Source organism: Pseudomonas sp. G166 (assembly GCF_037027455.2).
In the GTDB taxonomy this organism is placed as follows: Bacteria; Pseudomonadota; Gammaproteobacteria; order Pseudomonadales; family Pseudomonadaceae; genus Aquipseudomonas.
Genome location: NZ_CP146985.1, coordinates 6,025,379 through 6,044,500 on the forward strand (window position 1 = coordinate 6,025,379; position 19,122 = coordinate 6,044,500).

General features: G+C 60.2%; 15 protein-coding genes. 10 read left to right on the forward strand and 5 right to left on the reverse strand.

The window, feature by feature from the left end; translation table 11 throughout:
- Positions 1–26 precede the first annotated feature (26 nt).
- From SGN16_RS26785 to SGN16_RS26830, 10 genes are all read left to right on the forward strand, one after another.
- On the forward strand, positions 27–488 hold the full coding sequence (locus SGN16_RS26785) for an Lrp/AsnC family transcriptional regulator (RefSeq protein WP_060743121.1): 462 nt from the start codon (positions 27–29) through the stop codon (positions 486–488).
- A gap of 273 nt (positions 489–761) precedes the next feature.
- A complete protein-coding gene (locus SGN16_RS26790; RefSeq protein ID WP_210641511.1) occupies positions 762–2,444 on the forward strand; it encodes an NAD(P)/FAD-dependent oxidoreductase in 1,683 nt (560 codons plus the stop codon).
- Between the two features lie 12 nt (positions 2,445–2,456).
- A complete protein-coding gene (locus SGN16_RS26795) occupies positions 2,457–3,251 on the forward strand; it encodes a carbon-nitrogen hydrolase family protein (RefSeq protein WP_335945436.1) in 795 nt (264 codons plus the stop codon).
- Between the two features lie 48 nt (positions 3,252–3,299).
- Positions 3,300–5,732, forward strand: coding sequence for a pyrroloquinoline quinone biosynthesis protein PqqF (gene pqqF, locus SGN16_RS26800; protein ID WP_335945435.1), 2,433 nt, complete (start codon positions 3,300–3,302; stop codon positions 5,730–5,732).
- A gap of 169 nt (positions 5,733–5,901) precedes the next feature.
- On the forward strand, positions 5,902–5,976 hold the full coding sequence (gene pqqA / locus SGN16_RS26805; RefSeq protein WP_003177660.1) for a pyrroloquinoline quinone precursor peptide PqqA: 75 nt from the start codon (positions 5,902–5,904) through the stop codon (positions 5,974–5,976).
- An 81-nt stretch (positions 5,977–6,057) separates the two neighbouring features.
- Positions 6,058–6,969 (forward strand): pyrroloquinoline quinone biosynthesis protein PqqB, encoded by a 912-nt coding sequence (gene pqqB / locus SGN16_RS26810; RefSeq protein ID WP_335945434.1) that lies wholly within the window; start codon positions 6,058–6,060, stop codon positions 6,967–6,969.
- Positions 6,970–7,178: 209 nt separating this feature from the next.
- Positions 7,179–7,931 carry a pyrroloquinoline-quinone synthase PqqC gene (pqqC, locus tag SGN16_RS26815; RefSeq protein WP_210641519.1) on the forward strand — a complete coding sequence of 251 codons (753 nt, stop codon included), beginning with the start codon at positions 7,179–7,181 and terminating at the stop codon, positions 7,929–7,931.
- Positions 7,928–8,203, forward strand: coding sequence for a pyrroloquinoline quinone biosynthesis peptide chaperone PqqD (gene pqqD, locus SGN16_RS26820; RefSeq protein WP_018607357.1), 276 nt, complete (start codon positions 7,928–7,930; stop codon positions 8,201–8,203). Before pqqC ends, pqqD begins: the two co-directional genes overlap by 4 nt.
- Complete coding sequence (pqqE, locus tag SGN16_RS26825) at positions 8,175–9,344, forward strand: pyrroloquinoline quinone biosynthesis protein PqqE (protein WP_335945433.1); 1,170 nt, start codon at positions 8,175–8,177, stop codon at positions 9,342–9,344. Before pqqD ends, pqqE begins: the two co-directional genes overlap by 29 nt.
- Positions 9,310–11,139 carry a S9 family peptidase gene (locus tag SGN16_RS26830; RefSeq protein WP_335945432.1) on the forward strand — a complete coding sequence of 610 codons (1,830 nt, stop codon included), beginning with the start codon at positions 9,310–9,312 and terminating at the stop codon, positions 11,137–11,139. The genes pqqE and SGN16_RS26830 overlap by 35 nt, the downstream gene beginning before the upstream one ends.
- A gap of 140 nt (positions 11,140–11,279) precedes the next feature.
- Here SGN16_RS26830 and SGN16_RS26835 read toward each other — a convergent pair whose 3' ends face one another.
- From SGN16_RS26835 to SGN16_RS26855, 5 genes are all read right to left on the reverse strand, one after another.
- Positions 11,280–11,438: a YqaE/Pmp3 family membrane protein gene (locus SGN16_RS26835; protein ID WP_038436734.1), complete on the reverse strand. Its 159-nt coding sequence runs from the start codon at positions 11,436–11,438 to the stop codon at positions 11,280–11,282.
- A gap of 344 nt (positions 11,439–11,782) precedes the next feature.
- Entirely contained in the window at positions 11,783–13,561 is a 1,779-nt protein-coding gene (locus SGN16_RS26840) for an acyl-CoA dehydrogenase C-terminal domain-containing protein (RefSeq protein ID WP_210641525.1), read from the reverse strand.
- Between the two features lie 247 nt (positions 13,562–13,808).
- The gene (locus tag SGN16_RS26845) at positions 13,809–15,605 is read right to left on the reverse strand and encodes an acyl-CoA dehydrogenase C-terminal domain-containing protein (RefSeq protein WP_210641527.1); all 1,797 of its coding nucleotides are present in this window, start codon (positions 15,603–15,605) and stop codon (positions 13,809–13,811) included.
- Positions 15,606–15,696: 91 nt separating this feature from the next.
- The gene (locus SGN16_RS26850) at positions 15,697–16,986 is read right to left on the reverse strand and encodes a GGDEF domain-containing protein (protein ID WP_210641529.1); all 1,290 of its coding nucleotides are present in this window, start codon (positions 16,984–16,986) and stop codon (positions 15,697–15,699) included.
- Between the two features lie 267 nt (positions 16,987–17,253).
- Positions 17,254–19,059, reverse strand: a complete 1,806-nt coding sequence (locus SGN16_RS26855) for a phenylacyl-CoA dehydrogenase (protein ID WP_210641531.1) — start codon at positions 19,057–19,059, stop codon at positions 17,254–17,256.
- Between the last annotated feature and the right edge of the window lie 63 nt (positions 19,060–19,122).

A 19,122-nucleotide genomic window follows, 5' to 3' on the forward strand; every position in this document is an offset into this window, starting at 1 on the left:
CACCGATGCCCGCGCCGGAGCCCACCTTGCCTGACACCCGCCCTCCCGTCCTCGACGAAATCGACCGCCAACTGATCGCGGCGCTGCAAATCAATGCCCGGGAAAGCGTCGCCATGCTCGCCCGGCAGCTAGGCATCGCCCGCACGACCGTGACCTCGCGGTTGGCGCGGCTGGAAAAAACCAAGGTGATTACTGGATACGGCGTGCGCCTGGGGCAGCGGGTGATAGACGGCGGCTTGCAGGCTTATGTCGGCATCAAGGTTCAACCGCGCTCCGGCAAGGACGTACTGCGGCGCTTGAGCGCCATGGCCCAGGTCCAGCAATTGTGCGCGGTCAGCGGTGAGTTCGATTACGTCGCCTGGTTGCGCACAGACTCGCCGGAGCAGTTGGACCAGTTGCTGGACCAGATCGGCAGCGTGGACGGTGTGGAGAAGACCACCACTTCGATCATCCTCAGCAGCAAGATCGATCGGGGCCAGCCGGTCTAGGGCCTGAGACTTACCTTGTGGGAGCGAGCTTGCTCGCGATGGCGTTGATTCAGCCACATCTTCATGACTGACAGGCCGCTATCGCGAGCAAGCTCGCTCCCACAGAGAACCTGCTTCGTCATTACGACTCATCAATACGTCAAAGTGACTTAAAACCACTCAAAACGACGACATATTGTGTCTTATTAACGTGTTACACCCTCCCTAGAATGGCTGGCATCTTTCCTATACTCAGACGCGAACGTCGTGTCGAGTCGCCCATCAAGGTCAGTCATGAACAAGAACAATCGCCACCCAGCAGACGGTAAGAAACCCATCACCATTTTCGGGCCGGACTTTCCCTTCGCCTTTGACGACTGGATCGAGCATCCGGCTGGCCTGGGCAGTATTCCGGCCCACAATCACGGTGCGGAAGTAGCGATTGTCGGTGCCGGTATCGCTGGCCTGGTGGCGGCGTACGAATTAATGAAGTTGGGCCTCAAGCCCGTGGTCTATGAGGCGTCGAAAATGGGCGGGCGCCTGCGCTCGCAAGCGTTCAATGGCGCCGAAGGCGTAATTGCCGAACTAGGCGGCATGCGTTTTCCGGTGTCGTCCACCGCCTTCTATCACTATGTCGACAAGCTGGGCCTGGAGACAAAACCGTTCCCCAACCCACTGACCCCGGCCTCCGGCAGCACCGTCATCGATCTGGAGGGCCAGACCTACTACGCACAGAAATTGGCCGACCTTCCTGCATTGTTCCAAGAGGTTGCCGACGCCTGGGCCGATGCGCTGGAGGACGGTTCGCGTTTTGGTGAGATCCAGCAAGCGATTCGCGACCGCGACGTGCCACGGCTCAAGGCGCTGTGGAACACCCTGGTACCGCTGTGGGACGACCGCACGTTCTACGACTTCGTCGCCACCTCCAAGGCGTTCGCCAAACTCTCGTTCCAGCACCGCGAAGTGTTCGGCCAGGTCGGGTTCGGCACCGGCGGCTGGGATTCGGACTTCCCCAATTCGATGCTGGAGATCTTCCGCGTCGTGATGACCAACTGCGACGATCATCAACACCTGGTGGTCGGCGGCGTCGAACAGGTCCCCCACGGCATCTGGAACCACGTGCCGGAGCGCTGCGCGCACTGGCCGGAAGGTACCAGCCTGAATTCGTTGCACCTGGGCGCCCCGCGCAGCGGCGTGAAGCGCATCGCCCGCGCCGCCGATGGCCGGTTCAGTGTGACGGACGTCTGGGATAACACCCGTGAGTACGCCGCAGTGCTGGTCACCTGCCAGAGCTGGCTGCTGACCACCCAGATCGAATGTGAAGAGGCGCTGTTCTCGCAAAAAATGTGGATGGCCCTGGACCGCACCCGCTACATGCAATCGTCGAAGACGTTCGTAATGGTCGACCGGCCATTCTGGAAGGACAAGGACCCGGAAACCGGCCGCGACCTGATGAGCATGACCCTCACCGACCGCCTTACTCGCGGCACCTATCTGTTCGACAATGGCGACGACAAGCCCGGGGTGATTTGCCTGTCGTACTCCTGGATGAGCGATGCGTTGAAAATGCTGCCGCATCCGGTGGAAAAACGCGTGAAGCTGGCCCTCGACGCCCTGAAAAAAATCTACCCCAAGGTGGACATCGCCGCACGGATCATCGGCGATCCAATCACCGTGTCCTGGGAAGCCGACCCGCATTTCCTCGGTGCATTCAAGGGCGCCCTGCCTGGCCACTATCGCTACAACCAGCGCATGTACGCGCATTTCATGCAGGACGGCATGCCCGCCGAACAACGCGGGATCTTTATTGCCGGCGATGACGTCTCATGGACACCGGCCTGGGTCGAAGGCGCGGTACAGACCTCGCTCAATGCCGTGTGGGGAATCATGAAGCACTTCGGCGGTGAAACTCACGCCGAGAACCCGGGTCCAGGTGATGTGTTCCACGAGATCGGTCCGATCGCCCTGCCCGAATAAAAGGAGTTTTTGATGCGTGTAGCCCTTTACCAATGCCCACCGCTGCCACTGGATCCGGCCGGCAACCTGCAACGCCTGCACCAAGTGGCGCTGGAGGCCAGGGGCGCCGATGTGCTGGTGCTACCCGAGATGTTCATGACAGGCTACAACATCGGCGTCGATGCAGTGAATGTATTGGCCGAGGTCTACAACGGCGAATGGGCGCAGCAGATCGGCCGAATTGCCAAGGCGGCCAGTCTGGCAATTGTCTATGGCTACCCCGAACGCGACGAAGACGGACAGATCTACAACTCGGTGCAACTGATCGATGCCCAGGGCGAACGCCTCGCCAACTACCGCAAGAGCCACCTGTTCGGCGACCTCGATCACGCGATGTTCAGCGCCGGCGACGACTCATTGCCCATCGTGGAACTCAACGGCTGGAAACTCGGTTTCCTAATCTGCTACGACCTGGAGTTCCCGGAAAACGCTCGACGCCTGGCCCTGGCCGGTGCCGAGTTGATCCTGGTACCAACCGCCAACATGCAACCCTACGAGTTCATCGCCGACATCACCGTGCGCGCGCGGGCCATCGAGAACCAATGTTTCGTGGCTTACGCCAATTATTGCGGTCACGAAGGTGAATTGCAGTATTGCGGCCAAAGCAGCATCGCCGCACCGGATGGCAGTCGTCACGCGCTTGCAGGGCTGGACGAGGCCTTGATCGTGGGTGAGCTGGATCGACAGCTGATGGAAGATTCACGTGCGGCCTATAACTACCTGCACGACCGTCGGCCTGAGCTTTACGGCGACTTGCACAAGCACTGACCCTGGCGAATCCGCTAGCATGAGCACTTCTCTGTTTTGGAAACGCTCATGCCGGCCGCCGACTCCCTCCATCCTCATGCTGAAACCCTGGCCAACGGCCTGCGGGTGACAGTGCGTCATATGCCCGGCCTCAAGCGCTGCGCGGCGGTGCTGCGGGTAGCGGCCGGAAGTCATGATGTACCCCTGGCCTGGTCAGGCTTGGCGCACTTTCTCGAGCATCTTTTCTTCCTGGGCACCGAGCAATTTCCCACAGGGGAAAATTTGATGGCCTACGTGCAGAGGCACGGTGGCCAGGTCAATGCGCGCACCAGCGAACGCACCACGGATTTCTTCTTCGAATTGCCACCTACGGCCTTTGCCGGCGGATTGGAGCGGTTGTCGGACATGCTTGCACATCCGTGCCTGGATGAGGCCGATCAGTTGCGCGAACGAGAAGTGCTGCACGCAGAATTCATCGCCTGGTCCCAAGACGCGGCAGCCCAGCGACAGGTTGCCCTGCTCGACGGACTGTCGGCGGCCCATCCGCTGAGAGGTTTTCATGCGGGTAATCGCGACAGCCTTGCGGTGTCGCAGCCCGAATTCCAAACGGCATTGCACGACTTCTATCGACGGTTTTACCAGAGCGCTCAAATGACCCTGAGCCTGGCCGGCCCGCAAAGCGCCGAAACCTTGAAGGCATTGGCCGAGCGATTCGGTGACAACATTGCGCAGGGCGAAGCGGTTGTCAGGGATTTGCCACCCACGCTGATGGAAGCGTCCCCGGCCGTTTATCAACAGCCCCGCGAAGGTTGTCTCGATCTGCTATTGGCTTTCGAAGATTTACCCGTCGCCTCGCCACAAGCCATGGATTTTCTCTGCACGTGGCTGAACTCCAGCAAACCGGGCGGCCTGCTCGCCACGTTGCGCCAGCGCGGCCTGGCTGACAGCCTCAAGGCCACGCCGCTGTATGAGTTTGCCGGGCAGGCGTTGTTGCACATCGAGTTCAAGCTCGACAACGATCAAGCGTCGAACCAAATCCAGCCGTTGCTGCACGATTGGCTGGGTTTTTTCGCCGCCCAGGACGACTGGGCGTTATTGCGCGAGGAATTCACCGCGCTGCTGCAACGTCGATATGAAATGGGAACAGCGCTGCAACTGGCCCGTTGGGACAGTGAGAAACGCAACGGGCCCTTGTCGGAAAATGATCTGGCGAGGCTCAGGGAAATCCTCAAGCAATTGCACCCTGTGGATAACGTCACCGGGCAGTGGCAACTACCCGCGCCCAACCCGTTCCTGCAAACGCCAAGCGAACCACCCCGCGCCGGCTTGATACGCGGGCAGACCAGCGCCCACCGCGGCCTACGAACCTTTGCCCAGGACCGCTCCCGAGGCCGACGGGAACGCTCGCCGATGCAATTTAGCCAGACGCTGGTAGACAACACCCCGCAGGGCGCGGTGTATCTGCGCTGGCGGTTGGCGGCGCCAGCACCGCTCGACCTTCAAACCAGGCTCGACCGGCATCTGCAAGATCTGCGTGAAGAGGCGTGTCAGGCCGGTGTAGACGTCACTTTCGAGCCCTGCGGCAATCATCAATGGCTGCTGAAACTGGTCGGCCTGCAGGCGCCCATACCGTTGGTGCTCGAGCACATCCTGGCGAAACTGGGCCAACCGCTGCCGACGGTCCAGGCCAGGAACGCAATCGCATTGATGCCGATCCGACACCTGCTGAGGGAGTTGCCGAATTATCGTCAGCAACACTTGCAGCCCTCGGCATCGCCACTGGCCGACAACCTGTGGACGACAGCCCAGTGGGACGGCCTGGCCATCGGCCTGTCAGCGGCCACCCAAGGCGCAATCAGCCCAACCCTGGCCCAGGTGCCCGGCATCGCCGCCCAGGAAGTCGAGCCGACGACACCCTCCCGGCAACGTATCTGGCACATGCTCCAACCTCCTGGCGATGAACAGGCCGTGTTGCTGTTTTGCCCCACGCCAACCCCGGCCTTGTCCGATGAAGCGGCGTGGCGGTTGCTGGCGCAGCTGTGCCAGACGCCGTTTTACCAGCGCCTGCGGGTCGAATTGCAGTTGGGCTATGCAGTGTTCAGTGGCTTGAAACAGCTCGATGGGCAAACCGGTGTGTTGTTTGGTGTTCAATCGCCCAGCGCTTCGGCGGGACAGTTGATCGCCCACGTCGAACAATTCCTGAACGAATTACCAGAGCTGATCCAGCAGATCGACGATGCGACCCTGAGCAGCCAGCAGCAGGCCCTCGCCGCCCAGCTTCAAACCACCACCCTGCCGTGCGCCCAGGCTGCAGAACTGCTCTGGCAGGGCAAGCTGGCCGGCCGCCCGTCGGATTATCTCCAGCAGTTATCCGACGCTATCTTGCTACTGGGGCGCGAACAGCTATTGCATGCCGCCAGGCAGTTGGGTGACGCTGAAGGTGGACGGCATTGCCTGGCCAACGGGGCTTGCCCGGGATCCCCCTGGCAAGCGGCAGGATGATCATTGCAGCCACTGCAATGAGCTTTCTTTGAGAATCGCGGCGAACGAACAGGTCAGATTTAGTAACATAGCCACCTAAGCATCTGAACATCTCCGAACGGAGGTGGACTATATGTATAGATCGCACCGTACCATCTAATCAAAGCATCCCAACCAAAGGAGTATTCCCATGTCCTGGTCCAAACCCGCATATATCGACCTGCGTATCGGTTTCGAAGTCACCATGTACTTCGCCAGCCGTTGATTGCTGCAGGCGCTTAAACACGCAGCACAACGCCTCGGTCTACCGGGGCGTTTTTTATTACGGTTTGCAGAGGGAGCGGCCATGTTCGTCCAGATTCTAGGTTCCGCCGCCGGCGGCGGTTTCCCCCAGTGGAACTGCAACTGCGCCAATTGCGCAGGTTTTCGCAATGGCAGCCTGCGGGCCGAGGCGCGCACCCAATCGTCCATCGCCATTTCCGATGACGGTGTGAACTGGGTGTTGTGCAACGCTTCTCCGGACATTCGCGCCCAACTCCAGAGCTTCGCCCCGATGCAGCCTGGCCGGGCGCTACGGGACACCGGCATTGGCGCCATCATCCTGATGGACAGCCAGATCGACCACACCACCGGCCTGCTCAGCTTGCGTGAGGGTTGCCCACATCAAGTCTGGTGCACCGACATGGTCCACGAAGACCTGAGCAGCGGTTTCCCGCTATTCAACATGCTGACCCACTGGAACGGCGGGCTGAGCTGGAACCGCATCGAGCTCGACCAGAGCTTCATCATCCCGGCCTGTCCGAACCTGCGTTTCACGCCGCTGCCATTGCGCAGCGCCGCCCCACCCTATTCCCCGCATCGTTTCGACCCGCACCCGGGCGACAACATCGGCCTGATCGTCGAAGACCTGCGCACCGGCGGCAAACTGTTCTACGCTCCGGGCCTGGGCAAGGTGGACGGACCGTTGCTGGAGATCATGGCCGACAGCGATTGCCTGTTGGTGGACGGCACGATGTGGGACGACGATGAAATGCAGCGTCGTGGCGTCGGTACCCGCACCGGTCGGGAGATGGGCCATCTGGCACAAAACGGTCCCGGCGGGATGATCGAAGTGCTGGAGCAGTTGCCCTTGCCGCGCAAGATCCTCATTCATATCAACAACACCAACCCGATCCTCGACGAAGACTCGCCCGAGCGGGCTGAACTTGTACGCCGAAAGATTGAAGTGTCTTACGACGGAATGAGTATTGAGTTGTAGGAAGAGCGGAACGAGTCTGGGGGCGAGCTTGCGGTGGGTCAGCCAGGATGATGCCTGAAAGGACACTATCGCGAGCAAGCTCGCTCCCACAGAGGTCCGAGTCGTACTGGATATCTGATTCACAGCAAAACCAGTGTGGGAGCGAGCTTGCTCGCGATGGGGCCTGCCCTGACACCACCGACCCCACGGGCATTTCCCGGAGAACCTAAATGACTGACACCCCCCTGTCCCCCACCGAGTTCGAAGCGGCCCTGCGCGCCAAGGGCGCGTATTACCACATCCATCACCCCTATCACGTGGCGATGTATGAAGGCCGCGCGACTCGCGAGCAGATCCAGGGTTGGGTCGCGAACCGGTTTTACTATCAGGTGAACATCCCGCTCAAGGATGCCGCGATCCTGGCCAACTGCCCGGATCGGGAAATCCGCCGTGAGTGGATTCAGCGTCTACTCGACCATGACGGTGCGCCTGGTGAAGACGGTGGCATCGAAGCCTGGCTACGACTGGGCCAAGCCGTGGGCCTGGACCCCGATCAACTGCGCTCCCAGGAATTGGTGCTGCCGGGTGTGCGTTTCGCGGTGGACGCCTATGTCAACTTCGCCCGCCGGGCCTGCTGGCAGGAAGCCGCCAGCAGCTCACTGACCGAACTCTTCGCGCCGCAGATCCACCAGTCGCGCCTGGACAGCTGGCCGCAGCATTACCCGTGGATCGACCCGGCCGGCTACCAATACTTCCGCACTCGTCTGAGCCAGGCCCGGCGTGATGTGGAGCACGGCCTGGCGATTACCTTGCAGCATTACACCACCCGCCAAGGGCAGGAGCGCATGCTGGAAATTCTCCAGTTCAAACTGGACATCCTGTGGAGCATGCTCGACGCCATGAGCATGGCCTATGAATTGAACCGCCCGCCCTACCACAGCGTGACCGCGCAACGGGTGTGGCACAAAGGGATCGCCTTATGAGTTTCGACCGCAGCAAAACCCCGCGCTGGCGCCCCGGCTATCGCTTCCAGTACGAACCGGCACAGAAGGGCCATGTGCTGCTCTATCCTGAAGGCATGATCAAGCTGAACGACAGCGCTGCGCTGATCGGCGGTCTGATCGACGGCGAACGGGATGTCGCGGCCATCATCGACGAGTTGGCCAAGCAATTCCCGGGCGTACCGGAACTCGGTGACGACATCGAGCAATTCATGGAGGTCGCCCGTGCACAGCACTGGATCGAACTTGCCTGACGCTAACGGGCTACCGCCCAAGCCTGAAGTCGGCCTGCCGCTGTGGTTGCTGGCGGAGTTGACCTATCGTTGCCCGCTGCAATGCCCGTATTGCTCCAACCCGTTGGATTTTGCCGAGCAAGGCAAGGAGCTGAGCACCGAGCAGTGGTTCAAGGTCTTTCGCGAAGCCCGAGAGATGGGTGCCGCGCAACTGGGTTTTTCCGGCGGCGAACCGTTGGTGCGCCAGGACCTCGCCGACCTGATCGGCGAGGCACGCAGGCTGGGCTTCTATACCAACCTGATCACCTCCGGCATCGGCTTGACCGAACAGAAAATCAGCGACTTCAAGAAGGCCGGCCTGGACCATATCCAGATCAGTTTCCAGGCCAGCGACGAGCAAGTTAACAACCTGCTGGCCGGCTCGAAAAAAGCCTTCGCGCAAAAACTGGAAATGGCCCGGGCAGTCAAAGCCCACGGTTATCCGATGGTGCTGAACTTCGTGACCCATCGGCACAACATCGACAAGATCGACCGCATCATCGAGTTGTGCATCGCCCTTGAGGCGGATTTCGTCGAACTTGCCACCTGCCAGTTTTACGGCTGGGCGCAACTCAACCGAGTGGGGCTGCTGCCGACCAAGGAACAACTGGTCCGCGCCGAGCGTGTCACCAACGAATACCGCGCCAAACTGGAAGCCGAAGGGCATCCGTGCAAGCTGATTTTCGTGACCCCGGACTATTACGAAGAACGCCCGAAAGCCTGCATGAACGGCTGGGGCAGCATATTCCTGACCGTGACGCCGGACGGCACTGCCCTGCCCTGTCATGGCGCCCGACAAATGCCCGTGCAATTTCCTAACGTGCGCGACCACAGCATGCAGCACATCTGGTACGACTCGTTCGGCTTCAACCGCTTTCGCGGTTACGACTGGATGCCCGAGCCCTGCCGCTCCTGCGATGAAAAAGAAAAGGACTTCGGCGGCTGTCGCTGCCAGGCGTTCATGCTCACGGGCGACGCCAGCAACGCCGACCCGGTGTGCAGCAAGTCGCAACACCACGGTATGATTCTTAAGGCTCGCGAAGAAGCCGAGCACGCCACCCAAACCATTGAGCAACTGGCCTTTCGCAATGAACGAAACTCGCGCCTCATCGCCAAAGGCTGATCCGTTCAGCGCCGCCCAGGCCGTTGCTGCCGGCACCGACTTCGCCGAACTGCAGGTCGGCCCCCTAGGCTTGTTCTGGAATGAATACCGTCCCGAAGACGGCGCCTGCCGGATCTGGCATTGGCAGGATGCCAAGGCCCGTTGCCTGACCCCGGATGGGTTCAGCGCCCGCAGCCGGGTCTACGAATACGGCGGCGGGTCGTTCTGCCTGAGCGATGACGGCGTGCTGTTCGTCAATGAGTCCGACCAGCAGCTGTATCACCAGTCACTGGCCGATTCGCGCCCGGTGAGACTGACCTCGGGAGACTGTCGATACGGTGACCTTCATTTCGTCTGCGGCCAGCTGCTGGCGGTGGAGGAACAGGGTAATCAACATCGGCTGGTGTCGATCGGACTGACGGATCATCAACGGCATCTGCTGGCTGAAGGCGCGGACTTCTATGCTTCACCGACCGTGAGCCCCGATGGTCAGCGGCTCGCCTGGATTGAGTGGAGCCGTCCCCATCAGCCATGGACTGCAACGCGGCTGATGCTGGTCGAGCGCGTAGCTTCGGGGTGGGGTGAGCCGCGCTATGTGGCGGGCAACGGTGAAGAAGAGTCCATCCAACAGCCGCGCTTCGATGGCGCCAATCGCCTTTATTGCCTGACTGATCGCGGTGGCTACTGGCAGCCCTGGGTCGAGTCGGGCCACGGCCTGGAACCGCTGCCCGCCACTGAAGCCGATCATGCCCCGGCACCGTGGCAATTGGGTGGCAGCACTTGGCTGCCATTGGATGAACACGCTTACCTGGCGAGTTGGACCGCGGCGGGTTTCGGCCGTCTGGGCTTATGCCGCAGCAACGGTGGCAACGAGGACTTTACCGGGACCTACAGCCGCTTTCGCAGCCTGGCGCTGGATGAGCAGTTCATTTACGCCGTCGCTGCCTCGCCAACCAGTCCGTCGGCGGTGATTGCGATTGAGCGGCAAAGTCATGAAGTGAGGGTGCTGGCCGGTGGCGTCGCACCGTTGCCCGTCGAGCAAATCAGTCGTCCGCAAACCCTGCGATATCCCTCGGCTTCAGGTGAAGCCCATGGGTTCTTTTATCCAGCCATGAGTGCTGAAGAGAAACCTCCATTGGTGGTGTTCATTCACGGTGGCCCCACCTCAGCCTGTTATCCCCTGTTCGATCCGCGCATCCAGTACTGGACCCAGCGCGGCTTTGCCGTCGCCGACCTCAACTACCGTGGCAGCAGCGGCTATGGTCGGGCTTATCGACAAGCGCTGCATTTGAACTGGGGCGTAGTGGATGTCGAAGATGCCTGCGCAGTGGTAGCGTACCTGGATGAGCAAAACCTGGTCGATGGCCGTCGTGCATTCATTCGCGGCGGCAGTGCCGGTGGATATACGACCCTTTGCGCCTTGGCGTTCCATGACATCTTCCGCGCCGGCGCAAGCCTTTATGGCGTGAGCGACCCGATCGCCCTGGGCCGTGCCACACACAAATTCGAAGCGGATTACCTGGACTGGTTGATTGGCGACCCGCAACGAGATGCCCAACGCTACCGCGCCCGTACGCCACTGCTGCATGCCGATCAAATCCGCGTACCGGTGATCTTTTTCCAGGGCGAACTGGACGCCGTAGTCGTACCGCAGCAGACCCGAGACATGGTCGCCGCTCTAGAAGACAGCGGGGTGATGGTCCAAGCACACTATTACTCGGAAGAGCGCCACGGCTTTCGCAAGGCGGCTAACCAGGCGCATGCGCTGGAGCACGAGTGGTTGTTTTATCGTAGGGTGATGGGTAGCGAGCTGTAGAAAGCCGCAAAAACGGTGGGAGCGAGCTTGCTCGCGATAGCGTCGGTTCAGTCAACATCTCAGTAAACTGATTGACCGCTATCGCGAGCAAGCTCGCTCCCACAGGGTTTTGACTATTCAACTAATCTAGCGCCAGGCCCTTAGCGCTTGGCGATGATGTACACCGCATGCACGATGCCCGGGATGTAACCCAGCAGTGTCAGCAGGATATTCAGCCAGAAAGCCCCGCCAAAACCGACTTGCAGGAACACACCCAACGGCGGCAGCAGAATGGCGATGATGATTCGAATGATATCCATGGATGACTCCTGATTGGCGATGGCTACGTTGCCATATAGCTCATTGACCCACGACCGCTCGTCAGGGTTCAGTGAAAAACATTCAGGATGGGCGGCCGAACGGCCAAATCCACTCACGACAAAAAACGCAGGCAAAAGAAAACCCCGCCGAAGCGGGGTTTTGCAGACTGTTTCCCTGACATCCATTTCACTCCGCCTTCCTGGCAGAATCCTACGTGTCCGTGTTGTTGCTTTGCGCATCCTGCGCGACGTCCATGTGAAGTAGATTAGCCCTGGATCCAATCTGCCGATAGAGGGAAAACGCCAGCACATTGTGTAAGCGTTTGCTTACACAATGTCAGCTTTTAGAACTGTCCGGGCTCCAACAGGAACAGCGACTCGCTGCCCGCTTTCACCGAAGCACTCAAGGAATGAATGCGCGGCAGCAAACGAGCGAAGTAGAACCGCGCCGTGCCCAGTTTGCTCGCGTAGAAATCATCCTGGCTTTCTTTGCCCAAGGCCGCCTTGGCCATCAGCGCCCACATGTAGGCGTAAGCGGTGTAACCAAACGCCTGGAGATACTCCACCGAAGCCGCACCGATTTCATTCGGGTTGGTCTTCGCCCGATCCAGCAGCCATTCAGTCAGCTCGTCCAACGTACCGACCGCATCGTTCAGCGGTTTGGTGAACTCCGCCAGGTCGCTGCTTGCGGTGGCGGTGAAGTGACGGATTTCATCGGCGAACAGTTTGTAGAACGCACCGCCGCTGCCGACGATCTTGCGCCCCACCAGGTCCAGCGCCTGGATGCCGTTGGTGCCTTCGTAGATTTGCGTGATACGCACATCGCGCACCAGTTGCTCCTGACCCCATTCACGAATGTAGCCGTGGCCGCCGAAAATCTGTTGGCCGTGGACCGTAGTTTCCAGGCCCAAGTCAGTCAGGAAGGCCTTCGCCACTGGCGTCAGCAATGCCACCAAGTCTTCGGCGCGTTTGCGGGTGGTCGGCTCCTCGCTGAACTTGGCGGTGTCCAGTTGCATCGCAACGTAGGTGGAAAAGGCCCGGCCACCCTCGTTCGACGCTTTCATGGTCAGCAACATCCGGCGCACATCCGGGTGGACGATGATCGGGTCGGCAACCTTGTCCTTGTTCTGCGCGCCGGTTGGCGAACGGCTTTGCAGGCGGTCACGGGCGTATTCGATGGCGTTCTGGTAGGAGCGCTCACCGGAGGCCAGGCCTTGGATACCGACGCCCAGACGTTCGTAGTTCATCATGGTGAACATTGCCGCCAGGCCTTTGTTCGGCTCGCCTACCAGGTAACCCACGGCTTCGTCGAAGTTCATCACGCAAGTGGCGGATGCCTGGATACCCATCTTGTGCTCGATCGAGCCGCAGTTGGCCGGGTTGCGCGCGCCCAGGCTGCCATCGGCGTTGACCATGAACTTGGGCACCAGGAACAAGGAAATGCCTTTCGGGCCAGCTGGCGCATCCGGCAGTTTCGCCAATACCAAGTGAATGATGTTCTCGGTGAGGTCGTGTTCGCCACCGGTGATGAAAATCTTGGTGCCGCTGACTTTGTAGGAACCGTCGGCCTGGGGTTCAGCCTTGGTGCGAATGATCCCCAAGTCCGTACCGGCGTGAGGTTCGGTCAGGCACATCGAGCCGGCCCAGACACCAGCGTACATGTTCGGCAAATACGCAGCTTTCAGCTCTTCGCTGGCATGGGCATTGATCGACAGGCAAGCCCCAGCGGTCAACATCGGGTACAGACCGAAGGAAAGGCTGGCGGAGTTGACCATTTCCTCGACCTGGGCCGAAACGGCCTTGGGCATGCCCATGCCGCCGTATGCCGGATCACCACCGACACCAACCCAACCGCCTTCAGCGTAAGTCTTGTATGCCTGTGGGAAACCTGCCGGCGTGGTGACGGCTCCGTCAGCCCAGTGGCAACCTTCTTCGTCAGCCGCACGACTGAGGGGGGCGATGCTTTTGCTGGTGACTTTGCCGGCCTCCTCGAGAATCGCCTCGACGGTTTCAGCGTCGACGGTCTCGGCCAGGGCCGGCAGCTCGGCCCAGAGTTTGGCGACCTCGAACACTTCATTGAGGACGAAGCGCATATCGCGCAGGGGCGCTTTGTAGTCAGCCATGGCAAACCTCGCAGGATCTAAACAGTTGGTTCGTAAGAAAACGGTTTTTGCAGTGGTCGGAGTGTACCTCAACAACTTTTGCGACACATAGGGTCAACCAATGACCGTTTTGTTATTTTTGGTCACAAAGGAAGATTAGGTGATTTATCGTGGCGAGGGAGCTTGCTCCGCCGGGATGCGCAGCAGCCCCTCTTTGTGAATGCTGCGCACTCAAGCGGGAGCAAGCTCCCTCGCCACGGTTCAATTGTCAGAGCGCAAACAACTCCGCCGGCAGCTTCATCAGACAATCGCTTCCCGCCTCGACAGCGGCGCGGTGAGCGGCCGTGCGCGGCAGCAGGCGCTTGAAGTAGAACTCGCAAGTCGCCAGTTTGCCCCGGCAGAAATCCCCATCCCCGTTACCGCTGTCGAGTTGCGCCTGGGCCACCAACGCCATACGCAGCCACAGGTAGGCCAGGATGATGTAACCGCTGTACATCAGATAATCCACGGAAGCGGCGCCCACTTCATCCGGGTTCTTCATAGCGGCCATGCCGACGTGGGTAGTCAGTTCGCCCCACTGCTGGTTGAGCCCGTCGAGTTGCGCGATGTAGTCCTTCAGTTGCGGATGTTGCCCGTTGGCAGCGCAGAACTTATGGACGATTTTAGTGAAGCCTCGCAGCAACTTGCCCTGGCTGCCCAGCACCTTGCGTCCCAATAGATCCAGGGCCTGGATGCCGTTGGTACCTTCATAGATCGGCGCGATGCGGCAGTCGCGCACCAACTGTTCCATGCCCCATTCGCGAATGAAACCATGGCCGCCAAACACCTGCATGCCGTGGTTGGTCACCTCCAGCCCGGTGTCGGTCATGAAGGCCTTGCAGATCGGGGTGAGGAACGCCAGCAGGTCCTCGGCGTCCTGGCGAGCGGTTTCGTCTTGACTCAGGTGTGCGGTGTCCAACAGTTGCGCGGTGAAATACGTCAGCGCCCGGTTGCCCTCATTGAAGGCCTTCATGGTCAGCAACATCCTGCGTACATCCGGATGAACGATGATCGGGTCGGCGGCTTTTTCCGGCGCCTTGGGGCCGGTCAGCGCGCGCATCTGCAAACGGTCGTTGGCATATTTGATCGCGCCCTGGAAACTCGCTTCCCCCAGACACAAGCCTTGCATGCCGGTGCCGAGTCGGGCGTGATTCATCATGGTGAACATGCAATTAAGGCCTTTGTTCGGCTCGCCGATCAAAAAACCCTGGGCTCCATCGAAGTTCAGCACGCAGGTGGCCGACGCCTTGATCCCCATTTTGTGCTCGATCGAGCCGCAGGAAACGCCATTGCGCACCCCCGCCTCGCCAGTGGCATCGGGCAGGAATTTAGGCACGATGAACAGCGAGATGCCTTTGGTCCCGGCGGGAGCGTCCGGCAACTTGGCCAGCACCAAATGGATGATGTTATCGCTCATGTCGTGCTCGCCGGCAGAGATGAAAATCTTGCTGCCGGAGATTGCGTAGCTGCCGTCGGCCTGGGGCACGGCGCGGGTCTTGATGATGCCCAGGTCCGTGCCGCAGTGGGCTTCGGTCAGGCACATGGTGCCGGTCCACTGGCCGGCGGTGAGTTTACTCAGGTAGGTCTGTTTCTGTTCTTCGGTGCCGTGGGCATGAATGGCCGACATCGCGCCGTGGGTCAGGCCCGGGTACATGCCCCAGGAAGTGTTGCTGGAGCCAACCATCTCGCTGATGACCAGCCCCAGGGAGCTGGGCAGGCCCTGGCCACCATATGTCGGATCCGCCGCCAGCCCATGCCAGCCACCCTCCACGTATTGTGCGAAAGCCTGTTTGAAGCCCGTAGGCGTAGTCACTACGCCATTGTCGAAATGGCAGCCCTCTTCGTCACCCGAGCGATTGAGTGGCGCCAGCACATTCTCACAAAATTTGGCGCCCTCCTCGAGGATCGCGCTGACCATGTCCGGGCTGGCATCGCTGGCCCCCAGCTCGGCATAACGGCCATGGAAATCGAAGACGTGATCGATCAGAAAGCGCATGTCGCGCAGCGGGGCTTTGTACTCGGGCATGGTGGTTTTCTCCGGTAGCAGATCGTTTCAACCTACTGCCGGCTACCGAGGCCCACAATCACAGTCCAGGCGCTGAATGCGCCGTCATCACTCAACCCGCGGCGGCGTCCATGCGCACCGCGCCGCGCCGGTTCTGCCCATAGGCAATCACACAGTTGCGCCCCGCGCCCTTGGCGTTATAGAGGGCCTGGTCAGCGGACTTGAGCACTTCTTCAGGCGTGCGTTGCTCGAGGCGCTCGGCCACGCCAATGCTGACGGTCACCGATACGCTGGATGCAGCAGACCCGGAGCGACGCTGACGGCCTTGTTGATCGTCCTGGGGACGGCTGTCGGGATTGCGCAACTGAATACTGTACGTTTCGATAGACTGGCGGATGACTTCCAGATGGGGCATGCACTCATCAATGGTTTTGCCTGCAAACACCAGGGCAAACTCCTCGCCGCCGTAGCGATACGCCCTACCACCACCGCCGATCTTCGATAGTTTGCTGGCCACCAGGCGCAGCACCTGGTCGCCCACATCGTGGCCGTGGGTGTCGTTGAATTTCTTGAAGTGGTCTACGTCGCTCATCGCCAGCACATAATTGCGCCCCAGGCGCTGCATGCGCTCATTCAGCGCCCGACGTCCCGGCAAGCCGGTGAGTTCGTCACGGAAGGCCATTTGATAGGCCTCATGGGCGACCGCCGCGGCGATCATCAGCATCACCTGGCTGCACATGATGTTCAGGGTGAACGGCAGGATGAAGGTTTTCGGCAACATCCAGAACAACCCCAGCAACCCCACCAATTGCGCCGCGTGCAATGGCCGAGGGTGACGCCAGTATTGCCAGGCCAACAATAGGAATGCAGCGGCGAACATCGGATACGACAACTGGATCAGGCTCATCCAGGCTCCATGCAACGCGGGCCAGCGGATCTCCGAAAGCCAAAGCAGCAACGCCTGGGGAAAACTTTGCTCCAGGGCCAGCGCCACACTGCCAAACACCAGCAGCACGGCGAACCGCGCCACCATGTCCTGGAACAGGTGGGTGCGCTCCTGCCACGCTGCGAACAACCCGAACAACAGTGGCAACAACAGGCAGACGAGGTGGAACACCACCGCAGCGTCTTCGCGCACCTTGCCGTTATCGCGGTAGAAGTCAGTCTGGGTGTCCAGCAGGAAGTAGGCGATGTACACCGTGACCATCAGAAACAGTTCACGCTGACGTCGGTAGACGGCGCAATACGCCCCCCCCAGCAACAACACCAACGTAGGAAGGACGTTGAACAGCGAGGTGAAGAAAACGTTGAGATCCTTGACGTACGCAGCCGCGAGCCCCGCCAGCAACAGCAGCAAGGACGGTAGGAAATGGCTGAAACGTACAGCGGAAGAACGCGGCAAGGGTAAAGCTCCGACCGGGCTGAGCAAAGATGGCATTGTGCCTGCAACTGAAGCAGTAAGGCACGCGAGATGTGACAGATGTCACACTGCCATCGCTGTAACGGCAGAGGGGGCGGTTTTCTTAGGGTTGAGTTGGATGAATATTGTTTCAGGATCGCCTTTGATGCCCTGTGGGAGTGAGCTTGCTCCCACAGGGGGGCTTCGCCGAGCATGAAAAAGCCGCTGCTCCCAAGGAAGCAGCGGCTTTTCAGAAGAAACGCGTAAGGCTTAGTAGCCCAGCGCGAAGTCCTCTTCTTTCATGTCCATCAGGTTGTTGGCGCCCGACAGCATGGTTGCCACGTGAGTGCGGGTACGCGGCAGGATGCGCTGGAAGTAGAAGCGCGCGGTCTGCAGCTTGGCGGTGTAGAAGGCTTCCTCAGTAGTGCCGGCAGCAAGTTTTTCCGCAGCCAGGCGTGCCATGTCGGCCCAGAAGTAAGCCAGGCAGGCATAACCGGAGTACATCAGGTAGTCCACCGACGCCGCGCCGACTTCTTCACGATCTTTCATCGCCGCCATACCGACCTTCATGGTCAGCTCGCCCCATTCCTTGTTCAACGCAGCCAGAGGTCCTACGAACTCTTTGATCGCTTCATTGCCTTCGTTGCCTTGGCAGAACTTGTGGACAATCTTGGTGAAGCCCTTGAGCGCTTCGCCCTGGGTCATCAGCACTTTACGGCCCAGCAGGTCGAGAGCCTGGATGCCGGTGGTGCCTTCGTACAGCATCGAGATACGGCTGTCGCGCACGTTCTGTTCCATGCCCCACTCGGCGATGAAGCCGTGGCCGCCGTAGATCTGCACGCCATGGTTGGCCGATTCGAAGCCGACTTCGGTCATGAACGCCTTGGCGATCGGCGTCATGAACGCCAACAGCGCATCAGCTTTTTTCTTCTCTTCTTCGTCCACACCGTACTTGACGATGTCGACTTGCTTGGCAGTGAAGTAGACCATCGCCCGGTTACCTTCGGCGAACGCTTTCATGGTCAGCAGCATGCGACGCACGTCAGGGTGCACGATGATCGGGTCGGCCGCCTTGTCCGGCGCTTTCGGGCCAGTCAGGGAGCGCATTTGCAGGCGGTCACGCGCATATTTCAGGCCGCCTTGGAAACCGATCTCGGCGTGGGCCAGGCCTTGCAGCGCGGTGCCCAGGCGTGCGGTGTTCATGAAGGTGAACATGCAGTTCAGGCCTTTGTTCGCTGGGCCGATCAGGAAACCAGTGGCCGCGTCGAAGTTCATCACGCAAGTGGCGTTACCGTGGATACCCATCTTGTGTTCCAGGGAACCGCAGCTAACCGCGTTGCGCTGACCGATGGAGCCGTCGGCGTTAGGCAGGAATTTTGGAACGATGAACAGCGAAATACCCTTGGTACCGGCTGGTGCGTCCGGCAGGCGCGCCAGAACGATGTGGACGATGTTGTCGGCCATGTCGTGTTCGCCGGCCGAAATGAAGATCTTGGTACCACTGACCTTGTAAGTACCGTCGGCCTGTGGCTCGGCCTTGGTGCGCAACATGCCCAGGTCGGTGCCGCAGTGCGGTTCGGTCAGGCACATGGTGCCGGTCCATTCGCCGGAAACCAGCTTGGTCAGGTAGGCCTCTTGCTGCTCGGGCGTGCCGTGTTCGGAAATGGTGTTCATCGCACCATGGGACAGGCCTGGGTACATGCCCCACGACCAGTTGGCTTCGCCGACCATTTCGCTGACCGCCAGGCCCAGGGATTCGGGCAGGCCTTGACCGCCGTGCTCGACGTCGTGGGCCAGGCTTGGCCAGCCACCTTCGACGAATTGTTTGTAGGCTTCCTTGAAACCGGTCGGGGTTTTCACGCCGGACTCGCTCCAGGTGCAGCCTTCGAGGTCGCCCACGCGGTTCAGCGGAGCCAGCACCTGCTCACAAAACTTGGCGCCTTCTTCGAGAATGGCGTCAACCATGTCCGGAGTTGCATCCTGGCAAGCCGGAAGGCTCTGATAATGCGCTTCATAGCCAAGCAGTTCGTCACGAACGAAGCGAATATCACGCAAGGGGGCCTTGTAGTCAGGCATAGCGATAAACCTCTGCTGATGTAACCGGGAATGAGCGACCGCGTGGATTTGTTGTAGCGGTCA

Bases quoted from the DNA above. Each gene is read 5' to 3' on its own strand.
- SGN16_RS26790 (WP_210641511.1), top strand. From the start codon at position 762: ATGAACAAGAACAATCGCCACCCAGCAGACGGTAAGAAACCCATCACC.
- SGN16_RS26795 (WP_335945436.1), top strand. From the start codon at position 2,457: ATGCGTGTAGCCCTTTACCAATGCCCACCGCTGCCACTGGATCCGGCC.
- pqqF (WP_335945435.1), top strand. From the start codon at position 3,300: ATGCCGGCCGCCGACTCCCTCCATCCTCATGCTGAAACCCTGGCCAAC.
- pqqB (WP_335945434.1), top strand. From the start codon at position 6,058: ATGTTCGTCCAGATTCTAGGTTCCGCCGCCGGCGGCGGTTTCCCCCAG.
- pqqC (WP_210641519.1), top strand. From the start codon at position 7,179: ATGACTGACACCCCCCTGTCCCCCACCGAGTTCGAAGCGGCCCTGCGC.
- pqqD (WP_018607357.1), top strand. From the start codon at position 7,928: ATGAGTTTCGACCGCAGCAAAACCCCGCGCTGGCGCCCCGGCTATCGC.
- SGN16_RS26830 (WP_335945432.1), top strand. From the start codon at position 9,310: ATGAACGAAACTCGCGCCTCATCGCCAAAGGCTGATCCGTTCAGCGCC.
- SGN16_RS26835 (WP_038436734.1), bottom strand. From the start codon at position 11,438: ATGGATATCATTCGAATCATCATCGCCATTCTGCTGCCGCCGTTGGGT.
- SGN16_RS26840 (WP_210641525.1), bottom strand. From the start codon at position 13,561: ATGGCTGACTACAAAGCGCCCCTGCGCGATATGCGCTTCGTCCTCAAT.
- SGN16_RS26845 (WP_210641527.1), bottom strand. From the start codon at position 15,605: ATGCCCGAGTACAAAGCCCCGCTGCGCGACATGCGCTTTCTGATCGAT.
- SGN16_RS26855 (WP_210641531.1), bottom strand. From the start codon at position 19,059: ATGCCTGACTACAAGGCCCCCTTGCGTGATATTCGCTTCGTTCGTGAC.